Origin of the sequence: Streptococcus sp. oral taxon 071 str. 73H25AP (assembly GCF_000146755.1) — a bacterium.
Classification (GTDB): domain Bacteria; phylum Bacillota; class Bacilli; order Lactobacillales; family Streptococcaceae; genus Streptococcus; species Streptococcus oralis_T.
On record NZ_GL397254.1, the window covers coordinates 1,256,011 to 1,281,533 of the forward strand.

Below are 25,523 nucleotides of genomic sequence, written 5' to 3' on the forward strand. Positions count from 1 at the left end.
ATTTATAAGGAGCTTGCAAACCTTACTCTAATTTTCATGATTTTCCAAGCGACTAATCGTGCCACAAATTCATGGCATCGAGGAAATCAGCTGAAGCCTGAACTTGTTTGGGATTGTTCGATTCTCGCTCTGCTCGTTTGGCCTCCACCTGAGCCACAGACTGGATACCTTCATGGCGCCAGTTACGAAGGATTGCCTGAATGTACTTCCAGTTTGGTTTGCCATTAAAAACCGCCTCTCGGAGAGCCTCCTTGATCAAATCCGCCTTGATTCCATCTTCTTTGACAGTCTTGGAAAGATCTTCGATTTCAAATGGTGTTAACAAGCGCCCCAATTCCTGCTGAAAGGTTTCAACCAGATCCTTCAATTGATTTTTGGAGTTTGGGGCAGTTGCAGCTGAAGTTTGGCTATCTAGCAAGCTATCCAAGCGTTCAAAAGCCAGACTAGCATCAAAAATCAGCTCAATTTCCCCATTTAGTTCAATAGTTCGATATTGTAGCAAACCATTTTCTGTCAAATTCGAAATGGATTGGTTGACATCTGCCACCTCTTTCCCAATGATTTCAGCTATTTGGCTAGGCGAAACATCTCCTAGGGCTGTGGTATTTTGTAAATAGAAAAATTGCCAGACCAGAAAATCTTCGCTGGAAGGAAAGAGTTCCTTAAAATGCAAGAGCAGGGCACTTGGCAAAACCAAGTTCCCTGATTTGAAAGCGTCAAAATATGTCATAATTCCTCTTATAAATATCCAAATGCAGCCGCATCATCCTCTACCTTTCTCCAGTCAAAAGGGGTTTCCTGATAAACTGCATAGTTCACCCAATTGCTGAAAAAGAGGGCAGCTGATGAAGACCAACAGAGACACGGTGTCTCATTCACATCATCATTTTTAAAGTAGTTCTCTGGGATATGAGGGTCGAGCCCCGCCTCATAATCACGAAAATACTCTCTTGCCAAAGTGTCACGATCATACTCCAAATGACCAAAACTATAAATCTCACGCAAATCTCGACTAGCTAAGATAGAAACCCCAACCTCAGGACCTTCTGACACAATCTCTAGATTGGTCTTATTTAAGATTTCTTCTTTCAAAATCTCAGTATGACGAGAATGAGGAGCTACATAGCGATCATCAAAACCACGAAAGAGAAGATGGCCTTCTTTCAAGGTATCCTGTGGGTAAATACCTGAAAGTTTCTGCTCCATCTGGTGCTTTTCAACGCCATAGCGAACATAAAGACCTGCTTGTGCACCCCAACAGATATGCAGGGTTGAAAAAACATGCGTCTTGGACCATTCGATAACCTGCTTGAATTCCTCCCAGTAATCCACCTCCTCAAAAGGCAAATGCTCCACTGGTGCTCCCGTGATAATCATTCCATCAAAGAAGTCATCCTTGACCTCTGGAAAGGTCTTATAGAAAGTTTCCATATGTTCGGCACGGGTTGTCTTTGAATGATGCGTTTCCATATATAAGAAATCAATATCTAATTGCAAAGGGGTATTAGCCAAATGCCGCAAAAGTTGCGTTTCTGTTACCATCTTTTGGGGCATGAGATTTAAAATCAAAATCCTCAAGGGGCGAATATCTTGATGAGCGGCCCGTTGGTCGTCCATAACAAAGATATTTTCTGTTCTTAAAATCTCAACAGCTGGTAATTTTTTATCAAGTCGAATCGGCATAATACCCTCCTAACAGTTCTCTATTTCGGGAATGATGTTGTCTGTTTGAAAGCAAAAACCTCCAAATACTTCTTCCCCTTATTATACTGTATGAAGATATAGTTTTCAATTATAGTTTTTCTCTAACTAGCTATAGTTAATTTATATAGCAAAAGAAGAGAAAACAGCCCCAAGGACTGTTTCTCATTAATAGTGCATAAGTACCTTGTAATCGTAATCTCCGATTTTTTCACGACCTTTAAGTTCATCCAGTTCAATCAAGAAAGCACAGCCTGCTACAATTCCACCAAGTCTTTCAATCATCTCAATTGTTGCCTTGACAGTTCCACCTGTTGCCAAGAGATCATCTATGATGAGAACGCGTTGACCTGGTTTGATGGCATCAGCATGCATGGTCAAAGTATCAATACCGTACTCTTTTTCATAGTCAGCAGAAATCACTTCACGTGGTAATTTCCCTGGTTTACGAACAGGTGCAAAGCCAATTCCCAACTCAAAGGCAACGGGGCATCCGACAATAAATCCACGAGCCTCTGGGCCCACGATCATGTCAATTTTTTTGTCTGTTGCGTACTGAACAATTTCACGAACAGCATAGCTATAGGCATTTCCATCTGCCATCAATGGGCTGATATCACGGAAGGTGATGCCTTCCTTAGGATAATTTTCAATCGTTGCGATATAATCTTTTAAATTCATCTTTTTCTTTCTTTCAAAGTTTTTTACTCTCTATTATACCATATTTTCTGTGAAAGAAGAAGAGGAAAAGCACTATTGCTACAAAGCTGATCAATGAACTGATTTTTCTAAAAGGTAATACTCATCAAAAAAACGAGCACTTTCGTACTCGTCTTCTCTTTTATAAACTACTGATTAAAGTGAGTTTACGTCAACTTTGATACCAACACCTTGAGTAGTTGTGATTGTCAAGTTTGTTACGTAAGTTCCTTTAGCTGTAGCTGGTTTTGATTTTTGGATTGTTTCGTTGAAAGCTTTGAAGTTTTCAACCAATTTTTCAGCTTCAAATGATACTTTACCGATGATTGCTTGAACGTTACCTGCACGGTCAGCACGGTAAGTGATTTTACCACCTTTAGACTCTTCAACTGCTTTAGCAACATCCATTGTTACAGTACCAGTTTTAGGGTTTGGCATCAAGTTACGTGGTCCAAGGACACGTCCAAGACGTCCAACAAGAGCCATCATATCAGGTGTAGCGATAACTACGTCGAAGTCCAACCAACCGTCGTTGATTTTCGCAACAAGGTCATCTTCACCAACAAAGTCTGCACCAGCAGCTTTTGCTTCTTCAGCTTTTGCACCACGTGCGAAAACAAGAACGCGTGAAGTTTTACCAGTACCGTTTGGCAATACCATTGCGCCACGGATTTGTTGGTCAGCTTTTTTAACGTCAATGTTCAAGTTGTAAGCAACTTCTACAGTTGCGTCAAATTTTGCAAAGTTAGTTTCTTTTGCAAGTGCTACAGCTTCTTCTACACTGTATGCTTTTGTGCTGTCGATTTTCTCAAGAGCAGCACGAAGTTGTTTGCTTTTTTTAGCCATTTTCTATTCTCCTTGTAAGTGGTTCAATCGATTTTCATCTCCCACGTCACTTCTCGAAATGATGAAGTCTTGCGGGTTTTCAGTCTATTATTTTCCTTTTCTACTTCGTTCAGTTCCTTTGCTGTACCCAAGTACAAGCGTCAGTCACTTGCCTAGTATGAAAAGCAACTAATAGACTGCTGTGAGATTTTCTACTGTGTTATTGATTAGTCAACAACAGTGAATCCCATAGAACGAGCAGTACCTTCGATCATACGCATTGCAGACTCAATGTTTGCTGCGTTCAAATCTGGCATCTTAGTTTCTGCAATTTCTTGTACTTGTGCACGAGTAACTGTAGCAACTTTAGTTTTGTTAGGTGTACCTGATCCTTTTTCAACACCTGCAGCTTTTTTCAAAAGAACAGCAGCTGGTGGTGTTTTTGTAACGAAAGTAAATGATTTGTCTTCGTATACTGAGATAACAACTGGAATGATCATACCAGCTTGGTCAGCTGTACGAGCGTTGAACTCTTTTGTGAATCCCATGATGTTGATACCAGCTTGACCAAGAGCAGGTCCAACCGGTGGAGCTGGTGTAGCTTTACCAGCAGGGATTTGCAATTTTACAAGTTTTTCGACTTTTTTAGCCATTTTTAAATCCTCCTTTGTGGTTTTGGCGGTAATTAAAGATTTTTACCTCCCACAAGTATGCTTTACACATACCCATCTATTATACACTATTTATCTAAAAATGCAAGAGAAAAATTTCTTTTTTAATCGACGTAATCTCCGCCTTCAAAGCCATAGTATTCTTCCAAACTAAGGCCACTTGCAGCAATTTCTTTGGCTTCTTTTCCAACGTAGCGAAGATGCCATTCTTCCGCCATGTAGCCAGTCTCTTTTTCCTTGCCTTTGAGATAGCGAACAACAAAGCCATAGTCAGCTGCATGATCCAATAGCCACTGGGCTGCCTTCTCCTCTGTCACTAATTCTCCATTAGTCCCAATCAAATCAAAAGCAAGACCTGTTTGGTGTTCACTGTATCCAGGGCGGGCTGAGTAGCGATCTGCCTCTTCCTTACCATCTTGATTCACATAGTCTTGATAAAGTTTGGTTTGAGTTTCATAACTTCTAAAACCACTGTAGTGATCGCTGATTGGGTAGCCAGCTGCTTGCATTGCTGCAATGAGTTTCAGCAACTCCGCCTTGGCTGTTGGATTTTCTCCTGGATTGTAGTCTTTTGACAAAGGATAGTGCTTATTAGCCACGACGATTTCATCGTATTTTCCTTGTATACTATAGTGATCTCCCTTATTGACAACTTCTGCCTTCTTCTGACTAGAAGCTTGAGATTTGCTCCCTACAGTACCCTCAGGTTGACTAGTTTGTTCCGTTTTTTGAGTATTTTCTTCATTTTTAGGTGTTTCTTGAGAACATGCTGCTAGGGTTACTGCTAGCAAACCGGATAAAACGATGTATCTTTTTTTCATTTTTTTCTTCCTCTCTTAAATTACATGCTTCTCTAATTCATCGGATAAGGCTTTAATCATTTGTTCCAACTCACGGGATTGCACTTGGCAATCTTCTGCCGCCATTTCTTCCCAGGGCACCCACCAGACTGGACCACGACCATTAAGACCATGACCATTCATATCACCTGATCGTCTTGGAAAGAGGTGCCAGTGAGCGTGGGCATCTCCATTTCCTAGAAGTTCGATGTTCATCTTTTCAGCTTTAAACGCTTTGGCAACAGCTTCTTGGACCAAACTCATTTCCTCTAGAAAGCGAAGTTTCACAGAAGTCTCCATCTGATAGAGTTCTGTGACATGCTCCTTTGCCAGAAATAAGGTATAGCCCTTAAAGTATTGGTGGTCTCCAATAACAACATAGCCTGTTTCTAGTTCTTTTACAAAGTAGGGATTTTTCCCTGCCTTGATCCATTCAATTCTTTGACAAATCAAGCACATATTAGTCTACCAATGCACTCTTAAGGTAAGCATCGACCATACGCTCAGTCGCCACTACTGAATCAATGTGTGTTCGTTCGTAAGAGTGACTGGATTCAATACCAGCTCCAAGGAGGGCATGTTTGACCTCGGCTCCTGCTGACATAGCTGCCGAAGCATCCGAACCGTAAAATGGATAAATGTCGAGCTTAAATGGAATATCTTGCTCCTTTGCCAAAGCCACTAAATGTTGACGGAAGTCGTAGTGATAGGGACCTGAAGCGTCCTTGACACAGATAGACACCGTATATTCGTCTGTCTGTTGGTCATCTCCCATTGCCCCCATATCGACAGCCAGATATTCTACTACCTGAGCTGGAATATTGGAGTTGGCACCGTGGCCCACCTCTTCAAAGACTGAAAAAGCAAAATGAGTTGTTACTGGCAATGCAATCCCCTCTTCCTTATAAACACGAAGAAGATTGAGCAAAATCGCTGCGCTGACTTTATCATCCAAGTGACGGGACTTGATAAAACCAGTCTCTGTCACGACTGTCCGTGGATCAAAGCTGATAAAATCACCGACCTCAATCCCAAGAGCACGCGTTTCTTTTTCATTGGTCACTTTTTCGTCCAAACGCACTTCCATATTGTCCTGAGTGCGTTCAGCAGTTCCTGCATCCTTGTAGACATGGCAAGATGTCTGGTGGATGAGGATGGTTCCAGATACCGTTTTACCTGTGCTAGCCACATGAACCGTACAGTTCTCCCCTTCAATCATGTTCCAAGGAAAACCACCGATACGGTCCAATTTGAGACGACCGTCTGGTTTGACTGCACGAACAATAGCACCTAGCGTATCCACATGGGCAGTCACATAACGTTGTTGCTTATCATTTTGACCTTTAATGGTCACATTGACACCGCCCTTGGCTGTACGAACCGGCTGGTAACCAAGCTCTTCTAAAGTATGGACTAGGTAGTCTGAAATCTCCCGAGTGAAACCCGTTGGCGATGCAATGGCGGTTAATTCTTTGATATAGTTTACAGTTTGATTCATTTCTTCACCTCTTTTGCTACCATTATAACATTTTTCTAGTCAGACTCCTTCTCAAAAGGGGAAAAATTATGTTTAGTTGCTTTCACTATAGATCCATGTTATAATACAAATACTTTGATTATGAAAGGAAAGTAAAAATATGAAATCCTACTTTAAAGTATCACTAGCCCTTGTGGCTTCACTTGTCCTCCTACTCGGATGTTCCAAACAAGCACCAACACCTGCTAGCAACAGTAGCAAAGAAGACACAACAACTCAGTCAAGCGAGACCAAACAAAGCAGTCAACAATCATCTGAAAAGAAAGATGAGACAGAAACTCACACATTTGTCCACAATAGCAAACCTGGGATTCATTCTACCTTGACTTATACTGTGAAGGGAGATGACGTTGTAAAACAAACTGTTCATAATGTACTTGACCCTGAAAAACTTAATAATACCGCGGAAGGTATTAAGGAAATTGTTGACGATACTTATAAAGGTTATGAAGGGGTCAAAGGGGTTACACAAAAAGTTGAAATTCAAGACGAAAAAGTTATTCAAAACATAGAGGTTGACATGACTGTCGCGAGTCTTGACGAATTGAAAAAAGCAATGCCGAACGAATATTCTGGTGTTGGAAACCGTGTAAGCTTTGCTGCCTCGAAAAAAATGCTTAAAGAAGCTGGTTATACTTAACAAACCAACTAATGAGTCGTGCTCATACAAAAAATTCTTGGTCGATGACCAAGAATTTTTTATTCCATCTCAAAAACGTCACTCTCTTGTTTGTTTGGTAGAACCAGTGAAAGCAAGATTCCGATAATAGCTGGCACTAGCCATGGTAGAGAGGCAGCTGCAAACGGAAGAGCATTGACGAGAGTTGCTAGAAACTCAATCTTAAAAGAACTTCCAAGGACGCTTGCAAGAGCAATCGCTGTAACAAGCCCAATAGTTAACTGCATACCTGGTTTTGATAGGGCGACAAACTTATTAACAATCACAATCATCACAATGGCGATGGTGATTGGGTACAAGATTACCAGTACTGGAACTGAATACTTAATGATTGCATCAAGACCAAGGTTTGCAATAGCAAATCCAATCAAGGTAAAGGCAGTTGCATAGACCTTGTAGCTGATTTGTGGGAAACGTCCATTAAAGAACTCAGCTGTAGACACAATCAAGCCAACTGTCGTTGTGAAGCAGGTTACAGTTACCATAACAGCAAGGAAGAGTTGAGCTGTTGAACCAAAGATTTCCTGAGTAGCTTGCGACAAGATATAAACACCTGGTGTTCCACCCTTCATTGCTTCTGCTGGTACCGGGAAGTGATTTCCAAGGAATCCTAAACCGATGTAAAGAGAGCTAAAGGCAAGAGCTACAACGATACCAACCACCCAAATAGTTGAAATGTACTCTTTCTTACTTGAGAATCCAAGTTGTTTCAAGGTTTGAACAGCAATGACACTGAAAGCCACTGAGGCAAGAGCATCCAAGGTATTATACCCTTCTAGGAAACCTGTCCCAAAAGCAGAGGATTGATAGGCTTCTGAGGCCGCTTGAGGACTTGTTCCACCATACTTGAAGGCACCTAGTACAACCAAGATAACGATCAACAAAGCAAAGACTGGTGTCAAGATACGTCCGATCCGATCCAAAATCTTTGATGGATTGAGTGAAATCAAATAAGCCGCTGCAAAATATAGTACGGTAAAGACAATCAATCCAAGTCCTTTATTCGCATCTGATAAAAGGGGGCTAATCCCGACTTCGTAAGCTGTTGTGGCTGTACGTGGAATGGCAAAGAAGGGACCAATCGATAAATAGAGGACTGCGAGATAAAGCGTCGCAAACCAAGGTGAGATTTTCTTAGAAATCTCATAAATGTATCCCTTAGGATTGAGAGTTCCAATAATGAGAGTCAAAACGGCGATACCGACGCCTGAAAAGACAAAACCTGCAATGGCAGGAAGAAAATGTTCTCCAGATAGGGCACCTAGAGAAGGCGGAAAAATCAAGTTCCCCGCACCAAAAAATATTCCAAACAGGAGCAAACCTGTTAGGGCACCTTTTTTAGCCATAAAGAATCTCCTTCATATTTCTAAAATACTGACCTAGTATATCACGAATAAGAGTATGAAAAAAGCATCACGAAGTAAATATTGAATGTTTTCAATATTTTTAAAAATAAGAATTATCTAAAAACAAAATCCTCCTACCTAGTACACACCAAGTAGGAGAAATGCAAAATTTTAAAGATTTTCAAAGGCCGTCATACCACCTTGAACATTGATGACCTTATATCCATGCTCCTCTAAAAACTGGCAAGCACGAGCTGATCTCATCCCAGATTTACAAATAACATAATGTAACTGCTCCTTGTCCAACTGCTCATAAGTATCAGCCAGTTGACTAAGCGGTAAGTTGTGTGCACCTTCTAAATGAAGCATCTTGAACTCTTCTATTTCTCTCACGTCCACTAGAGAAAGCTGACCATTTTGGTAAAGCTGATAAAATTCATCGAAGGAAATTTCTTTCATTCTTTTTCTCCTAAAATCGTTTTAATTCTTCTTTGCAACTCTGGCACCACTTCTGACTCAAACCAAGGATTCTTAGCCATCCAGATTTGATTACGAGGAGAAGGGTGAACTAGGGGGAAATACTCAGGCAAGTAGTTCTGGTAATGTTTTACCCGCTCTGTTACCTTGCCACTAACCTTCTCATGAAGATAATAGGCCTGAGCATATTGTCCAATCAAAAGGGTCAATTCAATATTTGGACATTCCTTTAGGAGTTGTGGGTGCCATTTTTCGGCAAAGCCTTTACGGGGTGGAAGGTCGCCTGATTTTCCATGTCCTGGGAAATAAAAGTCCATGGGAATAACTGCAAACAACCCTGAATTGTAAAAGGTGTCTTCATCAACACCTAGCCACTCACGCAGACGATCACCACTCTTATCCTTCCAATAAATTCCAGCTTCTTGCGTTTTAAAGCCCGGAGCTTGACCGACAATATTGATACGAGCAGTTGTTGGCGCCGCAAAGAGAGGTTCGATTCCGCGTTCTGTATAGCTGGTATTCTGTGGATCCGCCATAATGGCTTGCTTGATTCTTTCGATTTGAGACATCTGTTTTCCCTCCAAAAAGAAGTCTAAGCATAAAATCTCAGACTTCTATCGTTTTATTTGATTAATTCATAGATAGCTTCTGCATAGATTGCTGCTGCTCGGAAGAGATCGTCTAAGGCGATGAATTCATTGGCTTGGTGCATGGTATCAATAGAATCTGGGAACATAGCACCGTAGGCAACACCACGTTCTAGCAAACGGCCGAAGGTTCCACCACCAATGACTTGCTCGTGACCTTTAAGACCAGTTTGTTTTTCATAGACATTCAACAAGGTTTGAACGAGTGGATCTTCCATTGGCACATAGTGAGGGGTGTGACCGTGTTCAGAAAGACTAACAGAAGCAACTGGCAAGCTTTCAAGAACTGATTTGATTTGCTCTGGACTTGTTCCTTTTGGATAACGGAAGTTGAGGGCAATGGTATTATCAGCACTTGCTTCGTCAAAGCGGAAAACACCCGCATTCATAGAAAGGGCACCCATCTTTTCATCAACATGAGCAACCTTGAGATTTGTACCCTCATGGTCATTCAAGAGAATCTTACCAGCGATGTCGAGGTAGTCTTTGGCTGGCCCCGCAAAGTCAAACTGGCTGAGGAAGAGGGCAAGATATGTCGCACCATTGACACCTGAAGCAGGCATAGCACCATGAGCTGATTTACCAATCACAGTCACCTTGTATTGACCGTTTTCTTCGTGGAGTTCTCCTCTAAGTTTGTGCTCTGCAACAAAGGCATCTAGTTTCTCTTGCAAGTCAGTCAAATCACCTGAAACAACTGCTGTCGCTGATTCTGGTACCATGTTTTCACGCAAACCACCCGTGAAGCTGTGAAGGCGAGCCGCACCTGTATTTTCACCTGCAAAGTGGAGGTATTCCGTGATATTTCCTTTTTCACCGTTGATGATAGGGAATTCAGCATCTGGAGAGAAACCAAAGTCTGGTTTCGCAAGCCCTACATGTTCAAAGTAGTAGTCCATGTCTGCCCAGCCAGATTCTTCGTCTGTTCCGACGATGAAACGAACTTTTTTAGAAGTTGGAAGGCCCAATTCTTTGATGATTTTCAAACCATAATAGCAAGCTGTTGTAGGGCCCTTATCGTCAGATGCTCCACGCGCATAGAGGCGACCGTCTTTGATAGTTGGTGTATAAGGGTCTGTATCCCAACCGCTACCAGCTGGTACCACGTCCATATGGGCAAAGATTCCGAGAACTTCTTCTCCTTCACCAAACTCAAAATGTCCGGCATAGTTATCAACATTTTTAGTCGGATAGCCATCGCGGTCTGCGATTTCAAGGAATTTTTCCAAGGCTTTTACTGGACCAGGTCCAAATGGATGATCAGCATCCGCCTTGCTGTCATCACGTTCGGAGTTAATTTCCAAAAGGCTAAACAAGTCAGCCATGAGGTCTTCTTTGCGTTTTTCTACTTCTGCTGTAAAATTAATTGCTGTCATTTTTTCTTCTTTCTATCTTTTCTCAATGATTTCATCTACTGGCAAGCGGTAGCTTGGTTCCAATTTTTCGTCAGTGTAACCTACCGTAATCAAGAGTTCTGGGCGGAAACGGTCTTCGATGTTCAAAACCTCATTGGCTTTTGATTTATCAAAACCAAGGATAATGTTTGAACCAATTCCCTGGTCAGTCAAAGCCAGAACTAAGTTCATGGCTACTAGTCCCGCATTAAGGGCCAAGTAGTCACTAACTTGCTGTTCACTGTAACGCGCAAACTCGGCAGGCAAATTTTTCATAAAGTATTGAAGTTGCTCTTCTGAGAAATTCTTTGCACCACCAACACGGGCAATCTTGCGGGCACGTTTAGCAAGGTCCGTATCTGTAAACAAGGCAATGGTTACAGGTGCTGATGACACCTGCTCAAAGTTCGAACCGTATGCCAATTTTGCCAATTCAGCATTTTTCTCACGAACGACTACAAACTTCCATGGCTGGCTGTTATGGGCACTTGGGGCTAAGGTTGCGATTTCAATAGCCGTACGTACATCTTTGGGATCCACCGGCTTATCAGTAAAATGTTTGGTTGCATGACGTTTTTTATTTAATTCAAGAAATTTCATGATCGATTTCCTTTTCTAATTCTACTGCTTCCATTTTACCATATTTTGAAAGAGCTTGCAGAGATTTTTCATAGAGTTAGTACTTCTTTCAAACTCTCTACTATTCACTTGTAGCTCTTTAAGTAGGTATCGTTTTGGATTTAAACAAATCAAAAAGCAGGTGATAACTCACCTACTTTCTCATATTATTGACCAGATGTGTATGGAGCAACTGCTTTATAAGCCGCTTCCAGCGCTTTCTTCATTGTGTCACGTCCAGTTTTCAACTGTTGAACAAATAGAGTACGAGTTTGTTCTGGCACTACTGTATCATCAGAACCAATACTTGAAAGGCTTTCGTTAAATGACTCTCTTACAGTCTCCATAGACTTAAGCGCTGGTTCAACTTGGGCATTATATGCCTCTTTTCCACTCTCTGGAATTTTTTCCCCAATTTCAACTGCATGCTTTTTATAATTGTCGACTAGTTTACCAAAGACTTTCTTCACATCTCCAACAGTTTTAGCATTGTCAATTTCTTCATCGGTGATCAAAACAACCTCATTATTTTCTGTCTTTGAACTAGACGTTGTTGATGAAGTCTCTGAAGAAGAAGTTTGTTCTACAGAGCTTGAAGCCTTAGTCGAAGAATCAGACGTTGTTTTCCCTGAACATGCTGCTAAAACAACAACAGATAAAAGAGCCATACTGGCTGTAATAATTTTCTTCATAATGTTCTCCTTTTTATTAAGAATTGAGTTCATTGTATAACAAAATAATTTCAATGTCAAACTTTAGCTGAGCTATCTCTTTTTCCTTATCATCGTCTAACTCTTTTCTAAGCGATTCGACTACAAACCTCACTTCAAATTAAGGGCGTCCATTTTATTTCTCACTTTGCAAGAAATCAAAATAATTCTTTACCTCCTCTACATACCCATGCTTTTCGGTTAAACTAGTTAAGAGTTCCAGATTGTGCCCCCGATAGTTGCCATCTCGGCGTAGTTCCTCATACATTTCGATAAAGGGAAGGCCCTTGGACTTGGCCAATTCTAACTCCGCTTCATAATCATAAGAAACTTTTCGGAATAGAATGTTTACCAATTCCCCATCTTCTACTTCTATCACGGCATACTGGGCACGATGATTTTTCAGTGCTTGCCAATCAAAATAAGGCATACCAATCGTACCTGGGTTGATGATTTGTTGACCTTTACTGCCGTAACGAAGCAACTGCTTGTGGACATGACCATAGACTGCCAGGTCCGTTTCCTCATCTAGGAGTTGGTCAAATTTCTCTGTATCATTCCCAACAGACAGGTCCCCACCATAGTTTTTTTCAGGTAAATTATGAGAAAGAGAAAAGCGCAGTCCGTCAACTTCTTTCTTTTCCAGCAAAGGCAAGCTTCGTAGCCAGACAATCGTTTCAGGATCCATTCGCTCCATCAAAAACTGGGTTAATCGCATGAGCTGGACTTCCTGTGGGTCTTCTAAGCCATATCGCCCATCTAAAGCCTCAAGGACACAATCATCCCAATTGCCTCGAACACTTGCTGTGATAGGAAGGTCCTTTAGGAGGGCGACCAAGTCATTTGCGCCTGGACCGGGAAGAAAAACATCTCCCAAAAGCCAGTATTCACTGGCCCCTTGAGTTTTAGCATCTGCAATCACTGCTTCTAGTGCCGTCGCATTGCCATGAATATCTGATAAAATTGCGATTTTATGGTTCATGATGGTTTTCCTTTTTCTATTTCATCTAGCCAATTGTGAAACTCCCAACGAAGAGGATCTTCCTTGCCTATTCTTTGCCTCAAATGTTCTTGATATTGAAGATAGAAGGCGTAATCTCCCCAGCTACTCCACGCTTGAGAAGGTCTTGGGATACACAACTGTTTGTTCGCCCTCTCTAACACGATGTTATCTATCGGTACGTGTAAAAAAGGAAAAACGAAGTCTAGGGTTACAGCTTCAAGCATATACAGATACTTGAAAGTCATATTAATCCACTTTTGAGCATGACCGTAAGTGAATCGAATTCCATTTGAGCGATAGCAATCTATCAGAACATCACAAATCCTATGATGCCAACTATCAAAATCAGTTTGACACAGCTTGTCCCGATTCAAGAGATTTAAAATCGCTTCTTTGATACACTTAGAAGCTCGACTTCTCATCTCCAAGCGCTGTTCATCTGGCATGCCATGAAATCGCAAGGTTCGATTAAAATCAAGATAGGCTCGAGTAGTTGCAGCTAAAAATAAATCTTTTGAATTCCCAAAGTAAGCAAATCGTAAAAAAAGGAGTATATCTCTGTCAATCTCAATCCTATTCATTTCTTCTACTTTCTATCTAGATACTTATTCTAATTCTTTTAATGGTTCCGCTACTTGAGCCCATTCCACTTCTTCCTGAGGGTTCAACTTTCTCTGAACAGCTTCTGCGACTGCCCTTGGCACCCCAACTCCGACAATCTCATCCACACTGGCTTCCTTGATTTTAGTGAGAGATTTAAAATGCTTCATAAGATTCTGCTTGCGTTTAGGTCCCAAACCTTCAATCCCATCCAATTGTGATGAAAAGGAGTTTTTGGAGCGCAGTTGGCGGTGGAAAGTGATAGCAAAGCGGTGCACCTCATCCTGGATGCGTTGGAGGAGGAAAAATTCCTGAGAATTACGAGACAACTCCACCACCTCAAGCGGATCTCCAAAGAGCAGCTCATGGGTTTGGTGCTTATCATTCTTTTGCAGCCCAGCAATCGGAATGTCCAAGCCCAGCTCCTCTTGAATGACTTGCTTAGCGATATTGACCTGACCTTGTCCCCCATCGATGACAATCAAATCTGGCGGAGTTAAACCATCACGTTGAACTCGGCCATAACGTCTGCGGATAACTTCTCTCATACTGGCATAGTCGTCTGGTCCAACCACCGTCTTGATTTTGTACTTACGGTAATCTTTTTTACTTGGTTTACCATTGACAAAGACCACCATGGCAGACACCGGACTGGTCCCCATGATATTGGAGTTGTCGAAGGACTCAATGCGAACCGGAGTTGGTATTTGAAGCAAGCGTCCTAGATTTTCAATAGCTCCTTGTGTCTTTTCGACAGATTTTTCTAGCAGATTGAACTTCTGCTCCAGGCTAACACGGGCATTTTTGATGGCTAGATTGACCAGCTGTTTCTTCTCTCCACGCTGGGGTTTGACAATCTTGGTATCCACCAAAGCCTTGACCGCTTCTTGGTCAATATCCTGCGGAATCAATACTTCATTGGGAACTAGGTGAGATTTTTCTTGATAAAATTGTCCTACATAGGTCAAAAAGTCCTCGTCCGGATCATTGTAGTAGGGGAAGAGATTGACATCCCGCTCGATGAGCTTGCCTTGACGGACAAAGAAAACCTGAACACACATCCAGCCTTTATCCACATAGTAGCCAAAGACGTCCCGATTTTGCAAATCTTTGGCCATGACCCGTTGCTTGGTCCGAAGTGTTCCAATGGCCTGAATCAAATCACGGTATTCCGCCGCCCGTTCAAACTCCATACTTTGTGCTGCCTTTACCATCTTCCCCTTGAGATCATCGATGATTTTGTCATCCTGTCCTTTTAGAAAATCAGAAACCTCCTGAGCCATGGACTTGAAATAGGCCTCATCTTTTTTACAGATGGTATGGGCCATACACTGGCCGATATGGTAGTAAAAACAAACCTTAGACGGCGGATTGGTACACTTACGAAAAGGAAAAATCCGATCCAGTAGTCTCTTGATTTCATTGGCTGCCCCTACATCTGGATAGGGGCCAAAGTAGAGTCCTCCGTCCTTCTTGACCTGACGAGTAATGATGAGTCGTGGATAGCGTTCATTGGTGATTTTGATAAAGGGATAGGACTTATCATCCTTGAGCATGATATTGTACTTGGGCTTGTTTTCCTTGATGAGGTTGATTTCCAGCAGAAGGGCCTCGATATTAGACTCGGTAACGATAAATTCAAAATCTACAATCTCAGATACCAGAGCTTCCGTCTTGGTATCGTGACTCCCACGAAAATAGGACCGCACGCGATTGCGCAGATTTTTAGCCTTTCCTACATAGATAATAGTGCCATTTTTATCCTTGTGAATGTAGCATCCAGGACTAGTCGGCAAGAGCTCTAGTTTTGATTTAATCAAGTTATTCATAGTTCCATTATAGCAAAAAGGCTGTAACAGGACGAACAAAAAGCCCCACCTATCACTTGATGGAGGAGCTTTGATTTCATTTCAGATTGTATCGACTTCATCTAGTCGCTACTGGTATAGAGTTCTTGAACAGCTGTCACATCCCGAGGCTGAATCCCATAGTAGGAACCTGCTGGCTGCATGACAGAAATCTCGTTGGTATGATCCAATCCGATAGCATGCCCCAGCTCGTGCTCCGCCGTGTGCACAATCCGTTCATAAGAATAACCATAGTTTGAGTTGGATAGATAATAGTGATTTAGGCGAACTGTTACAGATATAAATTGATTGGTCAAGAGATTGGTTTGACTCTCGGCTTGACCAGCTACAGCTGTCGATCCATCATTCATTTCACTTGCCACAATATCTGCTTGGCTAGAGTCCGCTACCACCTCAAAGCTAAAAGCTCCCGTTTGATTCCAGTTTTTTATAGCTTCTGCATAGGCAGCTTGGAAGGTCTCATCCATTTGAGGCTCAATATAGATGCGAGCTGAGGCCTGAGCCCACTTGCCTTCTGCATGTTGGTGACTGTCTGTCTGAGACAAGACTTCCAGCGTTCCCGTCTCTTTCCATTGATTCCAGCCACCTTGACCAATCTTACTCATTTTTTCAACCTGATTGACCGCAGAATGAAAATTACCAGACAGATACCAAACCACTCCAAAAGCAATGAGAAGTAGAATAACCACAGTCCAAACCAGACGCCAGAAGAAACGCCAAATTCCCAAAAGAAAACGGAACAATAATCGAATAATCCAGAACATGACGCTCCACCTTTCATAAAAATAAGAACCTATCTTGAAATCACATTTTCCTTGATCAAGATAGATTCTCTATTTTACTGAAGAAAGCTGAAAGAAACCTAAAACTAAGATAAGCGTTCTTCCAAGACAAAGTCAATTGGTAGAGTAGCCAAAAAACGTTCCAATTGTTTTTCCCAGTAGTACCACTCGTGCTTACCTGAACTATGACTATAGTTCACCTCAAAACCAAGATTTTTGAGGTTTTTCACTGCGAGATTATTGGCAGAGTAAAGATAGTCTTGTTCCCCACACCAAGCCCATAGTTTGGTCTTTTTATCGGATTTTGCAGCCATACTTTCAAGCGAATGAGGGCTAGCTGTCCAGTCTTTAATCTCTCCAAAAACTCCTCGCCAGTAGGCAAGAGATCCCAGATCCTGACTTTCAGGAGAAAAATCCTGAAAACTGAGCGCACCAGAAAAACTAGCCGCATGAGAAAAACGATTCGTCGATAGAGCGAGTTTGAAGGAACCATAACCTCCCATGGAGAGGCCTGCTATAAAAGTCTTTTCTCGCTTGCTGGTCATATTGGGGAAGAAACGTTTCATGACTTGGGGGAGTTCTTCTGCTAGAGCAGTATAGTAGTTATAGCCATACTGAGTATCTGTGTACCAGCCATTATTTGTATTGGGCATGATAACAATGAGATTGGTTCCACGCAACAAGCGCTCGACATTGGTACGTTTGAGCCAGCTATTTTGATTTCCTGACATTCCGTGCAAAAGGTAAAGAACGGGAATATCTGCGCAATCCGGTTCAGTCACCCGACTAGCATCCGGATAGAGTACGGTAACACCCCACTCCATATCCAAAACTTCTGAGTAATACTCAATATTCATAACTGCCATGATTTTCTCCTTTTACTATTCTATAAGAAAAAGCCGAATATCGACTTTTTCCGTAGGTATTCTGCTTATTATTTAGCTTCCATCACGACTGGCAAAATTGCTGGGCGACGCTTGGTTTGATCAAAGAGGTACTTGGTCAAATTGTCACGAACTTTGCCTTTGAGATCTGCCCAGTCAAAGTCATCCCCTTGAAGATACTCTTCTACCGTTTGGTTAATCAATTCTGAACTTTCACGGAGAATGTCGCGACTTTTCTTAAGGTAGATAAATCCACGCGTATGAACACGAGCCTTAGCCACAATCTTCTTCTCACGACGGTTAACAGTGATAGCCACGATAAAGATTCCATCCTCTGACAAGACCTTACGGTCGCGAAGAACGACATTCCCAACATCACCAATGGCATTCCCATCAATCATGACATCGCCTGCAGAAACTGCTCCAGCTGGGACGAAGTCTCCATGTTCATAGGACATGATCGTTCCCTTTTTAGGGATGAAAATGCGCTCTGGCAACATTCCAACTGCCATGGCAGCCTTGGCATGCGCATCCAACTCACGGTACTCCCCTTGGACAGGGAAAAGATATTTCGGTTGCAAAAGATTGATCATCAACTGCAAATCACGCGCATTTCCGTGTCCTGATACTCGCAAACTCTGGGTAATGAGTTTTACCACACCACCAGCTTGGTAAATCATATTTTCAACGCGAGCCACAACTGCTTCTTTAGCGGTGGATGGAGTTGTTACAATATAAACCAAGTCTCCATCCTTGATTTCTACATAACGGTGGCGCCCAACGGACATCTTGCGAAGTCCATTGATGGGTTCACCCATACGACCAGTCTCTAAGATAATCAACTCATGGTCTTCGAAACGAGACATTTCTTTTGGTTTGATCAAGAGACTTTCATTAGCTAGAGACAATTTTTTGAGACGAATCGCTGTACGAACGATATTTTCAACATCAAATCCAGTCAAAACGACTCGGCGACCAGTCTCCGCAGCCGCATCAAAAACCTGCTGGATACGAGAAAGGTTGCTGGCAACTGCTGCAACGATGATACGACCGTCCCAGTCAGCGATGGTTTGGGTAATTTCATCCCCAACTTCACTCTCGCTCGCCACCTGAATATTGCTGTCTGCATTCGCAGAATCACTGAGAAGTGCCAAGACACCGTCACGGCCGATTTCGGCTAAACGTGCAAAATCCGTCGCATAGGATTCGCTAGCCGTCTGGTCAAATTTGAAGTCTCCTGTGTAAACAATGTTCCCTTTTGGTGTTTTTAACACAACTCCCAGGCTTTCCGGGATGGAGTGAGTCGTACGGAAGAAGGAAACCACCGTTCCCCCAAAGTCAATCTCCGTGTTTTCATCAATCACATGGAAGTCATTGAATTTCTTAACCGTATCATTTCCTTTGACAAAGAGTTTCGCCAACTCAATGGTCAACTCAGAACCAAACACAGGCACCTTCGCTTCTGCCAAAAGATAAGGCAGAGCTCCAATGGCATCTGCATGTCCGTGGGTCAAGAAGACTCCAGCGATACGATCACTATTTTCAAAAAGGTATTCCATATTTGGAATGACGACGTCGACCCCAAGCTGTTCATTTTCAGGGTATTTAAGCCCCGCATCCAAAACAAAAATTGAATTGTCAATCTCAGCAATGTACATATTTTTCCCGTTTTCACGCACACCACCAAGTGTTGTTAAACTGATATTACTCATTTTTCCTCCGAAACCTTAGTTTATCTTGATTATAGGGTAGGTTCACCCTCTTATTCTAAAAGTTCTCAAACTCTCAGCCGAATCTTTTCCTACCATTATACCATTTTTTTGATGATTTTCAAAATGAAGATTTGTTTTCAAAAAAGAGCTGGTTGCCCAACTCTCTCCTAACTTCTACTCTTTTCTCATCAAAAAGTTATACATTTCTTGCACTGTCCCCAGCGCCATCATTTCTTGGTCTTTGACGGTTTGTTTGAGATTTTGGTAAATCTGACTTTCAGCAATCTCCCTTTTCGTCGCTTCTTTATTGACTGTCATGACCCCATCTTTGATCGTCACAAAACCTAGCTCTTTAAAGACTTGAATCATCTTGACCAGCAAGATTTGTTGGATATTGAGATAAGCCGCCAAATCTTTCAACTTGTAGCGAATATCAAACTCTGGGAACTGGTAAATGGTCCTATACAATTTGGCAAACTGCTCTCTGGTCCCATAACCTGTCAGATAATAGGCTTTGTCAATGTCATTTTTGAAATAGACGGCAGAGAAATGTTGCTCCTGAAAAATGGTCTTCAGCAAGGTAATATCCTCGGGAATGGTTTTCACAACCACAGCATCACTAGTCGCTAAATCTGGCAAGTCTCCAGAAAAGTCCAAGACTGGAACTCCTTCTGGCAAGACTGCATTCTTCCCACGAATATTAAAGAGTTGAACACCCTCCACACGCGCATCTACCATCATCAACTGGAGGGCAGTTTGGCCATTCCATTGATTGACAGACAGGGTGACTGCCAATTCTAGATTCTTGGTTTGAGCAAACTCTGTCGCCCAACTACCTTGTCCGAAGGCTACCACTTCAAAACTCGCATCACCCTTGGAAATTTTTAGTTTGAGGTGGGCATTGCCTGCTCCCATTGTACGAGCACTTTCGACATTGAAATCCCTGATATAAAAAACAGGTTTCTGATTGTCCATCCCAAAAGGTGCCAAACGTTCAAAACTTTTAACCGTTTCTAAACTAAGAGTCTCCAAATCCAACTCTTCATCTAGATTTAACTTGTTCTTGCCACTAGCATCTGCACCTTTTTCACAGACATAGTCTTCCAAAACCTGAGATAAATCTGAAAGTTTCTCAACTTCCAGCGTCATTCCTGCTGCACCAGCATGGCCGCCAAAGGCGATAAAGAGATCTCGATGGGGATCCAGAGCCTCAAAAATATCGACCGCTTCCACACTACGAGCGCTACCCTTGGCACGATCATCTTCTATATTAAGAACGATGACTGTCTGCCCTAGTTCTTCCAACAAGCGCCCAGCCACGATACCCAGAACGCCAGGATTCCAGCCTTCATTGGCCAAAACCTGGACCTTCTTCTCAGGATCCACCATGGCCTTAGCTTCTTCATAAATTGACTGAACGATTTCCTTGCGCTCTTCGTTTTTCTGGTGAATCATGAGGGCAATCTCATGCGCTTCCTCATCGTCAAATCCAGTCAACAAATCAATGGCTGGATTCGGATCATCCAAGCGCCCCAAGGCATTTAAACGAGGGGCAATCTGAAAGCCAACCGTTTCTTCTGTCACTTCATTCGCAGCAATCCCAGCCATGTCTAGCATTTCTTGTAAACCGATGCGCTGAGTATGCCCCAACATTTCCAGACCATATTGAACCATGATACGGTTTTCATCCGTCAAACTCACCATATCTGCAATGGTTCCGATAGCAACCAAATCAAGCAATTCCACTTGCACTTCTTCTAAAAGGGCACAAGCCAGCTTGAAAGCCACTCCACAACCAGCTAAACATTTGAAAGGATAGTCCGCATCCGGATGCTCAGGGTGAACAATGGCATAGGCATCAGGAAGAGTTTCCGGCATAGAATGGTGGTCGGTCACAATGACATCCACTCCCATAGACTGGGCAAAATCAATGGCTTCGTGACCAGCAACCCCATTATCCACCGTCACAATCAAGGAAATCCACTCTTGCTCGATAAAGTATTTATAAACACTAGTATTAGGACCATAGCCATCTGTAAAGCGATTGGGCAGGTAAACACGACACTCTGCGCCCAGCTGTTCCAAACTTTCCTTAACAATAGAGGCCGAAGTCATACCATCAGCATCATAGTCACCGTAAATGAGGATATTCTCCCCTTCTTCAATGGCCTGACGAATCCGTTCCACTGCCTTATCCATATCATGGAGCAGATAGGGATCATGTAAGTCCTCTAAAGAAGGTTCTAAAAACTTCTTTAGACTTTCTTCATCCTGAATCCCTCTTTCAAATAATAACCGAGCCACCTCAGGACCCAGCCCAGCCTTCTTGGCTATCTTTGTAAAATCCGCATCTTCAACCTGCGGGGCAAACTGCCATTCATAAGTAGGAGTTATCAAAAAAACATCCACTCTTTCTAAGAATTCTATCGTTTCATTATAACACGATTTAGGCATTTTCTCTATCCAGATTGCTTTTTTATAAAATTTTAGTGAATTTTTTCAGATATGATTTGACAAGAACATTCTTTTGGTGTAGAATCATGTTATAAAATCTAACACAAAGGAGATCTCTCATGGCTTTAGTAGAATTTAAACACGTCGAAAAATATTACGGAGACTACCACGCACTCCGCGACATCAATCTCCGTTTTGAAAAAGGACAAGTTGTTGTCCTGCTTGGACCTTCTGGTTCTGGGAAGTCCACTCTTATCCGTACGATTAATGGTTTAGAGGCTATTGACAAAGGAAGTCTCCTAGTCAATGGACACCAAGTAGCAGGTGCCAGCCAGAAAGATTTAGTTCCTCTTCGTAAGGAAGTCGGCATGGTTTTCCAACATTTCAACCTCTATCCACATAAAACAGTGTTAGAAAACGTGACACTTGCACCCATAAAAGTTCTAGGAATTGATAAAAAAGAAGCTGAAAAAACAGCCCAAAAATATCTGGAATTTGTAAACATGTGGGACAAGAAAGATTCCTATCCGGTCATGCTATCTGGTGGACAAAAACAACGGATTGCCATCGCACGCGGACTCGCTATGCATCCCGAACTCCTCCTCTTTGATGAGCCAACATCTGCTCTTGATCCTGAGACTATCGGAGATGTCCTAGCAGTTATGCAAAAACTGGCACATGACGGGATGAACATGATCATCGTTACCCACGAAATGGGCTTTGCCCGTGAAGTTGCTGACCGTGTCATCTTTATGGCCGACGGAGAAGTTTTGGTGGATACGACAGATGTCGATGACTTTTTCGACAATCCAAGCGAACCCCGTGCCCAACAATTCCTCAGCAAAATTATCAACCACGAAAGTGACAAAGTCAAATAAGGAGGCGCCTATGAAAAAGAAATTCTTTTTATCCGCATTATTAATTAGCCTTTTCAGCCTTGTTGCTGCCAAACCAGTTCAGGCTGATACCAGTGTCGCAGACATTCAAAAAAGAGGCGAGCTAGTTGTTGGTGTCAAACAAGACGTTCCCAATTTCGGCTACAAGGACCCCAAGACAGGGACCTATTCTGGTATTGAAACTGACTTAGCCAAGATGGTAGCTGATGAGCTCAAGGTCAAGGTTCGCTATGTGCCTGTTACCGCTCAAACCCGTGGACCCCTTTTAGACAATGAACAGGTCGATATGGATATCGCAACCTTTACCATCACAGACGAACGCAAAAAACTCTACAACTTCACCAGCCCCTACTATACGGACGCTTCTGGCTTTTTGGTCAACAAATCTGCCAACATCAAAAGCATTGAAGACCTAAACGGTAAAACGATTGGGGTTGCCCAAGGATCCATTACCCAGCGCTTGATTACTGAACTGGGCAAAAAGAAAGATCTAACCTTTAAATTCGTCGAACTTGGTTCCTACCCAGAATTGATTACTTCCCTTCACGCTCACCGTATTGATGCCTTTTCCGTTGACCGCTCTATCCTGTCTGGCTACACTAGTAAACGAACAGAACTGCTAGATGATAGTTTTAAGCCATCTGACTACGGTATCGTCACCAAGAAGTCAAACACCGAGCTAAACGACTATCTTGATACCTTGGTCACTAAATGGATCAAGGATGGTAGTTTGCAGAAACTCTATGACCGTTACAAGCTCAAACCATCTAGCCATACCGCAGATTAAGGAGGACACCCCATGACAGATTTATCATCTTGGATAGCCTATTTTCAGGACTTCGGACAATTTTTCAACGGTTTCCTCTTCACCCTTGCCCTAGCGATTGGATCCTTTATCTTAGCTATGGTCTTAGGAATCATCTTTGGAGTCCTATCAACTAGCAAACATCAAATTTTAAGAATTTTAGCTCGTATCTTTGTCGAATTTTACCAAAATACTCCCCTCTTGGTGCAGTTTGTCATCGTCTTTTATGGTTTGCCTCTTATCAGTGATCACACCATCATGATTCCGATTTATTGGACAGCTGTACTCTGCGTGGGACTCTATCACGGAGCCTATATTGCTGAGGTGATTCGTTCAGGGATTCAGTCTATTCCTAGTGGTCAGATGGAGGCCGCCTTGTCACAAGGTTTTACCTATATCAGTGCCATGCGCTTAATTATCTTGCCTCAGGCCTTCCGTATCATTCTCCCTCCATTGACCAACCAAATCGTTAATCTCATCAAGAACACCTCTACAGTTGCCATCATCTCTGGAGTGGACTTGATGTTTGTGACTAAGTCTTGGTCGGCTCTATACGGAAACTACATTCCAGCCTTTTTAGGTGCTGCTCTTCTCTACTTTGCCCTTTGCTTCCCTGTCGCCCAATTTGGTCGCAAGATGGAGCAAGCCAACAAAAAAGCCTATTCACTTTAGGAGGTTACTATGGAATCTATTTTAGAAGTTTTGACCCCAGATAACCTAATCTTTATCTTTAAAGGATTTGGCTTAACCCTCTACATTTCTCTGATTGCTATCGTCCTATCAACCCTTATCGGAACAGTACTAGCTGTCATGAGAAATGGGAAAAATCCTGTCTTGCGGATCATCTCCAGCATTTATATCGAGTTTGTACGTAACGTTCCTAACCTTCTCTGGATTTTCACCATCTTTTTGGTTTTCAAGATGAAGTCGACACCAGCTGGCATTACAGCCTTTACTCTTTTTACCTCAGCAGCCCTAGCTGAGATTATCCGAGGCGGCCTCAATGCCGTAGACAAGGGACAATACGAAGCAGGAATGTCGCAAGGATTTACCTCTGCGCAAATCCTCTACCACATCATTCTCCCACAAGCTATTCGCAAAATGCTGCCAGCCATCATTTCTCAGTTTGTAACCGTGATTAAGGATACCAGTCTGCTCTACTCTGTTATCGCTCTACAAGAACTCTTTGGCGCCAGTCAAATTCTCATGGGACGTTATTTCGAACCAGAGCAGGTCTTCAGTCTTTATATCCTGATTGCCTTGATTTACTTTATCTTTAACTTTGCCATTTCTAGCCTGTCTCATATGCTAGCAAAACGTTGGCAACAAGCCGCAGAATAAAGAAAGAAATGTGAACTCAAAACAAGGGTTCACATTTTTTGCTATAAATGAAAAAGGGCAACTCAATGCTATGCAAACGTTTTACTTTTTGGTAAAATGACTTTAAAACCATAAAGCAAGGAGAAAAATCATGATCCACGAACTTTGCAAAGAATTCTCTCAACTGGAACAAGTAGAAGCTATCGCTCTTGGTGGTTCACGTGCAGGACAAGACTATGATCAAAATTCTGACTATGATGTCTATGTCTATCTTAACTCACCTATTGACGAGAAAACTCGTCAAATCATTCTTAGCAACTATTGCTCCTATATGGAAATTGGAAACCAGTTTTGGGAATTAGAGGATGACTGTGTACTAAACAACGGTATCCAAATCGAGTTGATTTATCGTTCTCTGGAGTCGTTTGAACAAGAATTGAACTCAACCGTTTTTCAACACAAAGCTCAAAATGCTTATACAACTTGCATGTGGCATAATCTACTCCACAGCAAGATTCTATACGATCCGAATGGAAACTATGCTTCGCTCCAAAAGACTTACCAGATTCCCTATCCACAGGAACTCAAAAAGCATATCATTGAAAGGCAACTCCTTTTGCTAGAACAAGCCATGCCTGCCTTCTCTCACCAAATAGAAAAAGCTATCAAACGCCAAGATTTTCTCAGTATGAATCATCGTACAAGTGAATTTTTTGCTTCCTACTTTGACTTGTTATTTGCGCTCAATGAGCAAACCCATCCTGGTGAAAAACGAATGTTGGAGTACGCAAAGACCAATTGTACCCTCCTCCCTAAACAATTTGAAGAAACTATTCGCAAGTATTTCCAACTACTCTATCAACCACAACAAGGAGAACAAGCGATCGTAACCTTGCAAACTATCCTGAAGGAACTAAAAGCCATTTTGCCATAGACCAAAAAGAAAATGTGAACCTCTGTTGTTGTTCACATTTTTATTTGTCGTTGACTGTAAAATTCTAGTCTACTCATATTCAGTTGCCTATTTTTGGCTCTCTCTGAAAATCTGTAACTAGG

General features: G+C 42.2%; 27 protein-coding genes. 6 read left to right on the forward strand and 21 right to left on the reverse strand.

From position 1 onward, the window contains the following. Positions 1-52: 52 nt before the first annotated feature. From HMPREF9189_RS08430 to HMPREF9189_RS08465, 8 genes are all read right to left on the reverse strand, one after another. Entirely contained in the window at positions 53-730 is a 678-nt protein-coding gene (locus HMPREF9189_RS08430; protein WP_000220749.1) for a DnaD domain-containing protein, read from the reverse strand. Between the two features lie 8 nt (positions 731-738). After that, entirely contained in the window at positions 739-1,683 is a 945-nt protein-coding gene (gene metA, locus HMPREF9189_RS08435; RefSeq protein WP_001122747.1) for a homoserine O-succinyltransferase, read from the reverse strand. Between the two features lie 186 nt (positions 1,684-1,869). Continuing rightward, positions 1,870-2,382 (reverse strand): adenine phosphoribosyltransferase, encoded by a 513-nt coding sequence (locus HMPREF9189_RS08440; RefSeq protein WP_001049314.1) that lies wholly within the window; start codon positions 2,380-2,382, stop codon positions 1,870-1,872. A 174-nt stretch (positions 2,383-2,556) separates the two neighbouring features. Further along, entirely contained in the window at positions 2,557-3,246 is a 690-nt protein-coding gene (gene rplA, locus HMPREF9189_RS08445; RefSeq protein WP_001085676.1) for a 50S ribosomal protein L1, read from the reverse strand. 206 nt (positions 3,247-3,452) lie between these two features. Continuing rightward, complete coding sequence (gene rplK, locus HMPREF9189_RS08450; RefSeq protein WP_001085808.1) at positions 3,453-3,878, reverse strand: 50S ribosomal protein L11; 426 nt, start codon at positions 3,876-3,878, stop codon at positions 3,453-3,455. Between the two features lie 122 nt (positions 3,879-4,000). Further along, entirely contained in the window at positions 4,001-4,717 is a 717-nt protein-coding gene (ldcB, locus tag HMPREF9189_RS08455) for an LD-carboxypeptidase LdcB/DacB (protein ID WP_000747747.1), read from the reverse strand. A 15-nt stretch (positions 4,718-4,732) separates the two neighbouring features. Continuing rightward, entirely contained in the window at positions 4,733-5,194 is a 462-nt protein-coding gene (locus tag HMPREF9189_RS08460) for an HIT family protein (RefSeq protein WP_000335641.1), read from the reverse strand. A gap of 1 nt (position 5,195) precedes the next feature. Further along, on the reverse strand, positions 5,196-6,233 hold the full coding sequence (locus tag HMPREF9189_RS08465) for a M42 family metallopeptidase (RefSeq protein ID WP_001077275.1): 1,038 nt from the start codon (positions 6,231-6,233) through the stop codon (positions 5,196-5,198). A gap of 139 nt (positions 6,234-6,372) precedes the next feature. Between HMPREF9189_RS08465 and HMPREF9189_RS08470 the strand changes: the two genes are divergently transcribed. Further along, positions 6,373-6,912, forward strand: coding sequence for a DUF1307 domain-containing protein (locus HMPREF9189_RS08470; protein ID WP_000844327.1), 540 nt, complete (start codon positions 6,373-6,375; stop codon positions 6,910-6,912). Positions 6,913-6,971: 59 nt separating this feature from the next. Here HMPREF9189_RS08470 and brnQ read toward each other — a convergent pair whose 3' ends face one another. The 13 genes from brnQ to recJ all read right to left on the reverse strand — a co-directional run bounded on the left by brnQ (position 6,972) and on the right by recJ (position 21,389). After that, a complete protein-coding gene (gene brnQ / locus HMPREF9189_RS08475) occupies positions 6,972-8,297 on the reverse strand; it encodes a branched-chain amino acid transport system II carrier protein (protein ID WP_001074571.1) in 1,326 nt (441 codons plus the stop codon). Between the two features lie 171 nt (positions 8,298-8,468). Beyond that, entirely contained in the window at positions 8,469-8,756 is a 288-nt protein-coding gene (locus HMPREF9189_RS08480; protein WP_000659136.1) for a rhodanese-like domain-containing protein, read from the reverse strand. After that, positions 8,753-9,343, reverse strand: coding sequence for a uracil-DNA glycosylase family protein (locus tag HMPREF9189_RS08485; RefSeq protein WP_000078138.1), 591 nt, complete (start codon positions 9,341-9,343; stop codon positions 8,753-8,755). The genes HMPREF9189_RS08480 and HMPREF9189_RS08485 overlap by 4 nt, the downstream gene beginning before the upstream one ends. 53 nt (positions 9,344-9,396) lie before the next feature. Further along, positions 9,397-10,797: a dipeptidase PepV gene (pepV, locus tag HMPREF9189_RS08490; protein WP_000125269.1), complete on the reverse strand. Its 1,401-nt coding sequence runs from the start codon at positions 10,795-10,797 to the stop codon at positions 9,397-9,399. A 12-nt stretch (positions 10,798-10,809) separates the two neighbouring features. Further along, a complete protein-coding gene (locus HMPREF9189_RS08495; protein WP_000670154.1) occupies positions 10,810-11,415 on the reverse strand; it encodes a nitroreductase family protein in 606 nt (201 codons plus the stop codon). A 185-nt stretch (positions 11,416-11,600) separates the two neighbouring features. Continuing rightward, positions 11,601-12,125: a hypothetical protein gene (locus HMPREF9189_RS08500; RefSeq protein WP_000720912.1), complete on the reverse strand. Its 525-nt coding sequence runs from the start codon at positions 12,123-12,125 to the stop codon at positions 11,601-11,603. Between the two features lie 154 nt (positions 12,126-12,279). Continuing rightward, positions 12,280-13,125, reverse strand: coding sequence for a metallophosphoesterase (locus HMPREF9189_RS08505; RefSeq protein ID WP_001015754.1), 846 nt, complete (start codon positions 13,123-13,125; stop codon positions 12,280-12,282). Further along, on the reverse strand, positions 13,122-13,727 hold the full coding sequence (locus HMPREF9189_RS08510; RefSeq protein ID WP_001079520.1) for a hypothetical protein: 606 nt from the start codon (positions 13,725-13,727) through the stop codon (positions 13,122-13,124). The genes HMPREF9189_RS08505 and HMPREF9189_RS08510 overlap by 4 nt, the downstream gene beginning before the upstream one ends. 24 nt (positions 13,728-13,751) lie before the next feature. Next, the gene (gene uvrC / locus HMPREF9189_RS08515) at positions 13,752-15,575 is read right to left on the reverse strand and encodes an excinuclease ABC subunit UvrC (protein WP_001061127.1); all 1,824 of its coding nucleotides are present in this window, start codon (positions 15,573-15,575) and stop codon (positions 13,752-13,754) included. A gap of 101 nt (positions 15,576-15,676) precedes the next feature. Beyond that, positions 15,677-16,378, reverse strand: coding sequence for a M57 family metalloprotease (locus HMPREF9189_RS08520; RefSeq protein ID WP_000498564.1), 702 nt, complete (start codon positions 16,376-16,378; stop codon positions 15,677-15,679). A 104-nt stretch (positions 16,379-16,482) separates the two neighbouring features. Then, positions 16,483-17,262: an alpha/beta hydrolase family protein gene (locus HMPREF9189_RS08525; RefSeq protein ID WP_000290043.1), complete on the reverse strand. Its 780-nt coding sequence runs from the start codon at positions 17,260-17,262 to the stop codon at positions 16,483-16,485. A gap of 68 nt (positions 17,263-17,330) precedes the next feature. Further along, a complete protein-coding gene (locus HMPREF9189_RS08530) occupies positions 17,331-18,992 on the reverse strand; it encodes a ribonuclease J (protein WP_000065623.1) in 1,662 nt (553 codons plus the stop codon). A 174-nt stretch (positions 18,993-19,166) separates the two neighbouring features. After that, positions 19,167-21,389: a single-stranded-DNA-specific exonuclease RecJ gene (recJ, locus tag HMPREF9189_RS08535; RefSeq protein WP_025168524.1), complete on the reverse strand. Its 2,223-nt coding sequence runs from the start codon at positions 21,387-21,389 to the stop codon at positions 19,167-19,169. A 176-nt stretch (positions 21,390-21,565) separates the two neighbouring features. Between recJ and HMPREF9189_RS08540 the strand changes: the two genes are divergently transcribed. The 5 genes from HMPREF9189_RS08540 to HMPREF9189_RS08560 all read left to right on the forward strand — a co-directional run bounded on the left by HMPREF9189_RS08540 (position 21,566) and on the right by HMPREF9189_RS08560 (position 25,401). Further along, complete coding sequence (locus tag HMPREF9189_RS08540; RefSeq protein ID WP_001229575.1) at positions 21,566-22,324, forward strand: amino acid ABC transporter ATP-binding protein; 759 nt, start codon at positions 21,566-21,568, stop codon at positions 22,322-22,324. Positions 22,325-22,334: 10 nt separating this feature from the next. After that, positions 22,335-23,129, forward strand: coding sequence for a transporter substrate-binding domain-containing protein (locus tag HMPREF9189_RS08545; RefSeq protein ID WP_000726196.1), 795 nt, complete (start codon positions 22,335-22,337; stop codon positions 23,127-23,129). Between the two features lie 12 nt (positions 23,130-23,141). Next, positions 23,142-23,819, forward strand: a complete 678-nt coding sequence (locus HMPREF9189_RS08550) for an amino acid ABC transporter permease (protein ID WP_000131112.1) — start codon at positions 23,142-23,144, stop codon at positions 23,817-23,819. Positions 23,820-23,828: 9 nt separating this feature from the next. After that, the gene (locus HMPREF9189_RS08555) at positions 23,829-24,488 is read left to right on the forward strand and encodes an amino acid ABC transporter permease (protein ID WP_000443853.1); all 660 of its coding nucleotides are present in this window, start codon (positions 23,829-23,831) and stop codon (positions 24,486-24,488) included. A 130-nt stretch (positions 24,489-24,618) separates the two neighbouring features. Then, positions 24,619-25,401, forward strand: coding sequence for a DUF4037 domain-containing protein (locus HMPREF9189_RS08560; RefSeq protein ID WP_000581070.1), 783 nt, complete (start codon positions 24,619-24,621; stop codon positions 25,399-25,401). The last annotated feature ends 122 nt before the right edge of the window (positions 25,402-25,523 follow it).

What these genes read in the sequence shown, in the direction of transcription:
- HMPREF9189_RS08430 (WP_000220749.1), bottom strand. Translation starts at nt 730, where the DNA reads ATGACATATTTTGACGCTTTCAAATCAGGGAACTTGGTTTTGCCAAGT.
- metA (WP_001122747.1), bottom strand. Translation starts at nt 1,683, where the DNA reads ATGCCGATTCGACTTGATAAAAAATTACCAGCTGTTGAGATTTTAAGA.
- HMPREF9189_RS08440 (WP_001049314.1), bottom strand. Translation starts at nt 2,382, where the DNA reads ATGAATTTAAAAGATTATATCGCAACGATTGAAAATTATCCTAAGGAA.
- rplA (WP_001085676.1), bottom strand. Translation starts at nt 3,246, where the DNA reads ATGGCTAAAAAAAGCAAACAACTTCGTGCTGCTCTTGAGAAAATCGAC.
- rplK (WP_001085808.1), bottom strand. Translation starts at nt 3,878, where the DNA reads ATGGCTAAAAAAGTCGAAAAACTTGTAAAATTGCAAATCCCTGCTGGT.
- ldcB (WP_000747747.1), bottom strand. Translation starts at nt 4,717, where the DNA reads ATGAAAAAAAGATACATCGTTTTATCCGGTTTGCTAGCAGTAACCCTA.
- HMPREF9189_RS08460 (WP_000335641.1), bottom strand. Translation starts at nt 5,194, where the DNA reads ATGTGCTTGATTTGTCAAAGAATTGAATGGATCAAGGCAGGGAAAAAT.
- HMPREF9189_RS08465 (WP_001077275.1), bottom strand. Translation starts at nt 6,233, where the DNA reads ATGAATCAAACTGTAAACTATATCAAAGAATTAACCGCCATTGCATCG.
- HMPREF9189_RS08470 (WP_000844327.1), top strand. Translation starts at nt 6,373, where the DNA reads ATGAAATCCTACTTTAAAGTATCACTAGCCCTTGTGGCTTCACTTGTC.
- brnQ (WP_001074571.1), bottom strand. Translation starts at nt 8,297, where the DNA reads ATGGCTAAAAAAGGTGCCCTAACAGGTTTGCTCCTGTTTGGAATATTT.
- HMPREF9189_RS08480 (WP_000659136.1), bottom strand. Translation starts at nt 8,756, where the DNA reads ATGAAAGAAATTTCCTTCGATGAATTTTATCAGCTTTACCAAAATGGT.
- HMPREF9189_RS08485 (WP_000078138.1), bottom strand. Translation starts at nt 9,343, where the DNA reads ATGTCTCAAATCGAAAGAATCAAGCAAGCCATTATGGCGGATCCACAG.
- pepV (WP_000125269.1), bottom strand. Translation starts at nt 10,797, where the DNA reads ATGACAGCAATTAATTTTACAGCAGAAGTAGAAAAACGCAAAGAAGAC.
- HMPREF9189_RS08495 (WP_000670154.1), bottom strand. Translation starts at nt 11,415, where the DNA reads ATGAAATTTCTTGAATTAAATAAAAAACGTCATGCAACCAAACATTTT.
- HMPREF9189_RS08500 (WP_000720912.1), bottom strand. Translation starts at nt 12,125, where the DNA reads ATGAAGAAAATTATTACAGCCAGTATGGCTCTTTTATCTGTTGTTGTT.
- HMPREF9189_RS08505 (WP_001015754.1), bottom strand. Translation starts at nt 13,125, where the DNA reads ATGAACCATAAAATCGCAATTTTATCAGATATTCATGGCAATGCGACG.
- HMPREF9189_RS08510 (WP_001079520.1), bottom strand. Translation starts at nt 13,727, where the DNA reads ATGAATAGGATTGAGATTGACAGAGATATACTCCTTTTTTTACGATTT.
- uvrC (WP_001061127.1), bottom strand. Translation starts at nt 15,575, where the DNA reads ATGAATAACTTGATTAAATCAAAACTAGAGCTCTTGCCGACTAGTCCT.
- HMPREF9189_RS08520 (WP_000498564.1), bottom strand. Translation starts at nt 16,378, where the DNA reads ATGTTCTGGATTATTCGATTATTGTTCCGTTTTCTTTTGGGAATTTGG.
- HMPREF9189_RS08525 (WP_000290043.1), bottom strand. Translation starts at nt 17,262, where the DNA reads ATGGCAGTTATGAATATTGAGTATTACTCAGAAGTTTTGGATATGGAG.
- HMPREF9189_RS08530 (WP_000065623.1), bottom strand. Translation starts at nt 18,992, where the DNA reads ATGAGTAATATCAGTTTAACAACACTTGGTGGTGTGCGTGAAAACGGG.
- HMPREF9189_RS08540 (WP_001229575.1), top strand. Translation starts at nt 21,566, where the DNA reads ATGGCTTTAGTAGAATTTAAACACGTCGAAAAATATTACGGAGACTAC.
- HMPREF9189_RS08545 (WP_000726196.1), top strand. Translation starts at nt 22,335, where the DNA reads ATGAAAAAGAAATTCTTTTTATCCGCATTATTAATTAGCCTTTTCAGC.
- HMPREF9189_RS08550 (WP_000131112.1), top strand. Translation starts at nt 23,142, where the DNA reads ATGACAGATTTATCATCTTGGATAGCCTATTTTCAGGACTTCGGACAA.
- HMPREF9189_RS08555 (WP_000443853.1), top strand. Translation starts at nt 23,829, where the DNA reads ATGGAATCTATTTTAGAAGTTTTGACCCCAGATAACCTAATCTTTATC.
- HMPREF9189_RS08560 (WP_000581070.1), top strand. Translation starts at nt 24,619, where the DNA reads ATGATCCACGAACTTTGCAAAGAATTCTCTCAACTGGAACAAGTAGAA.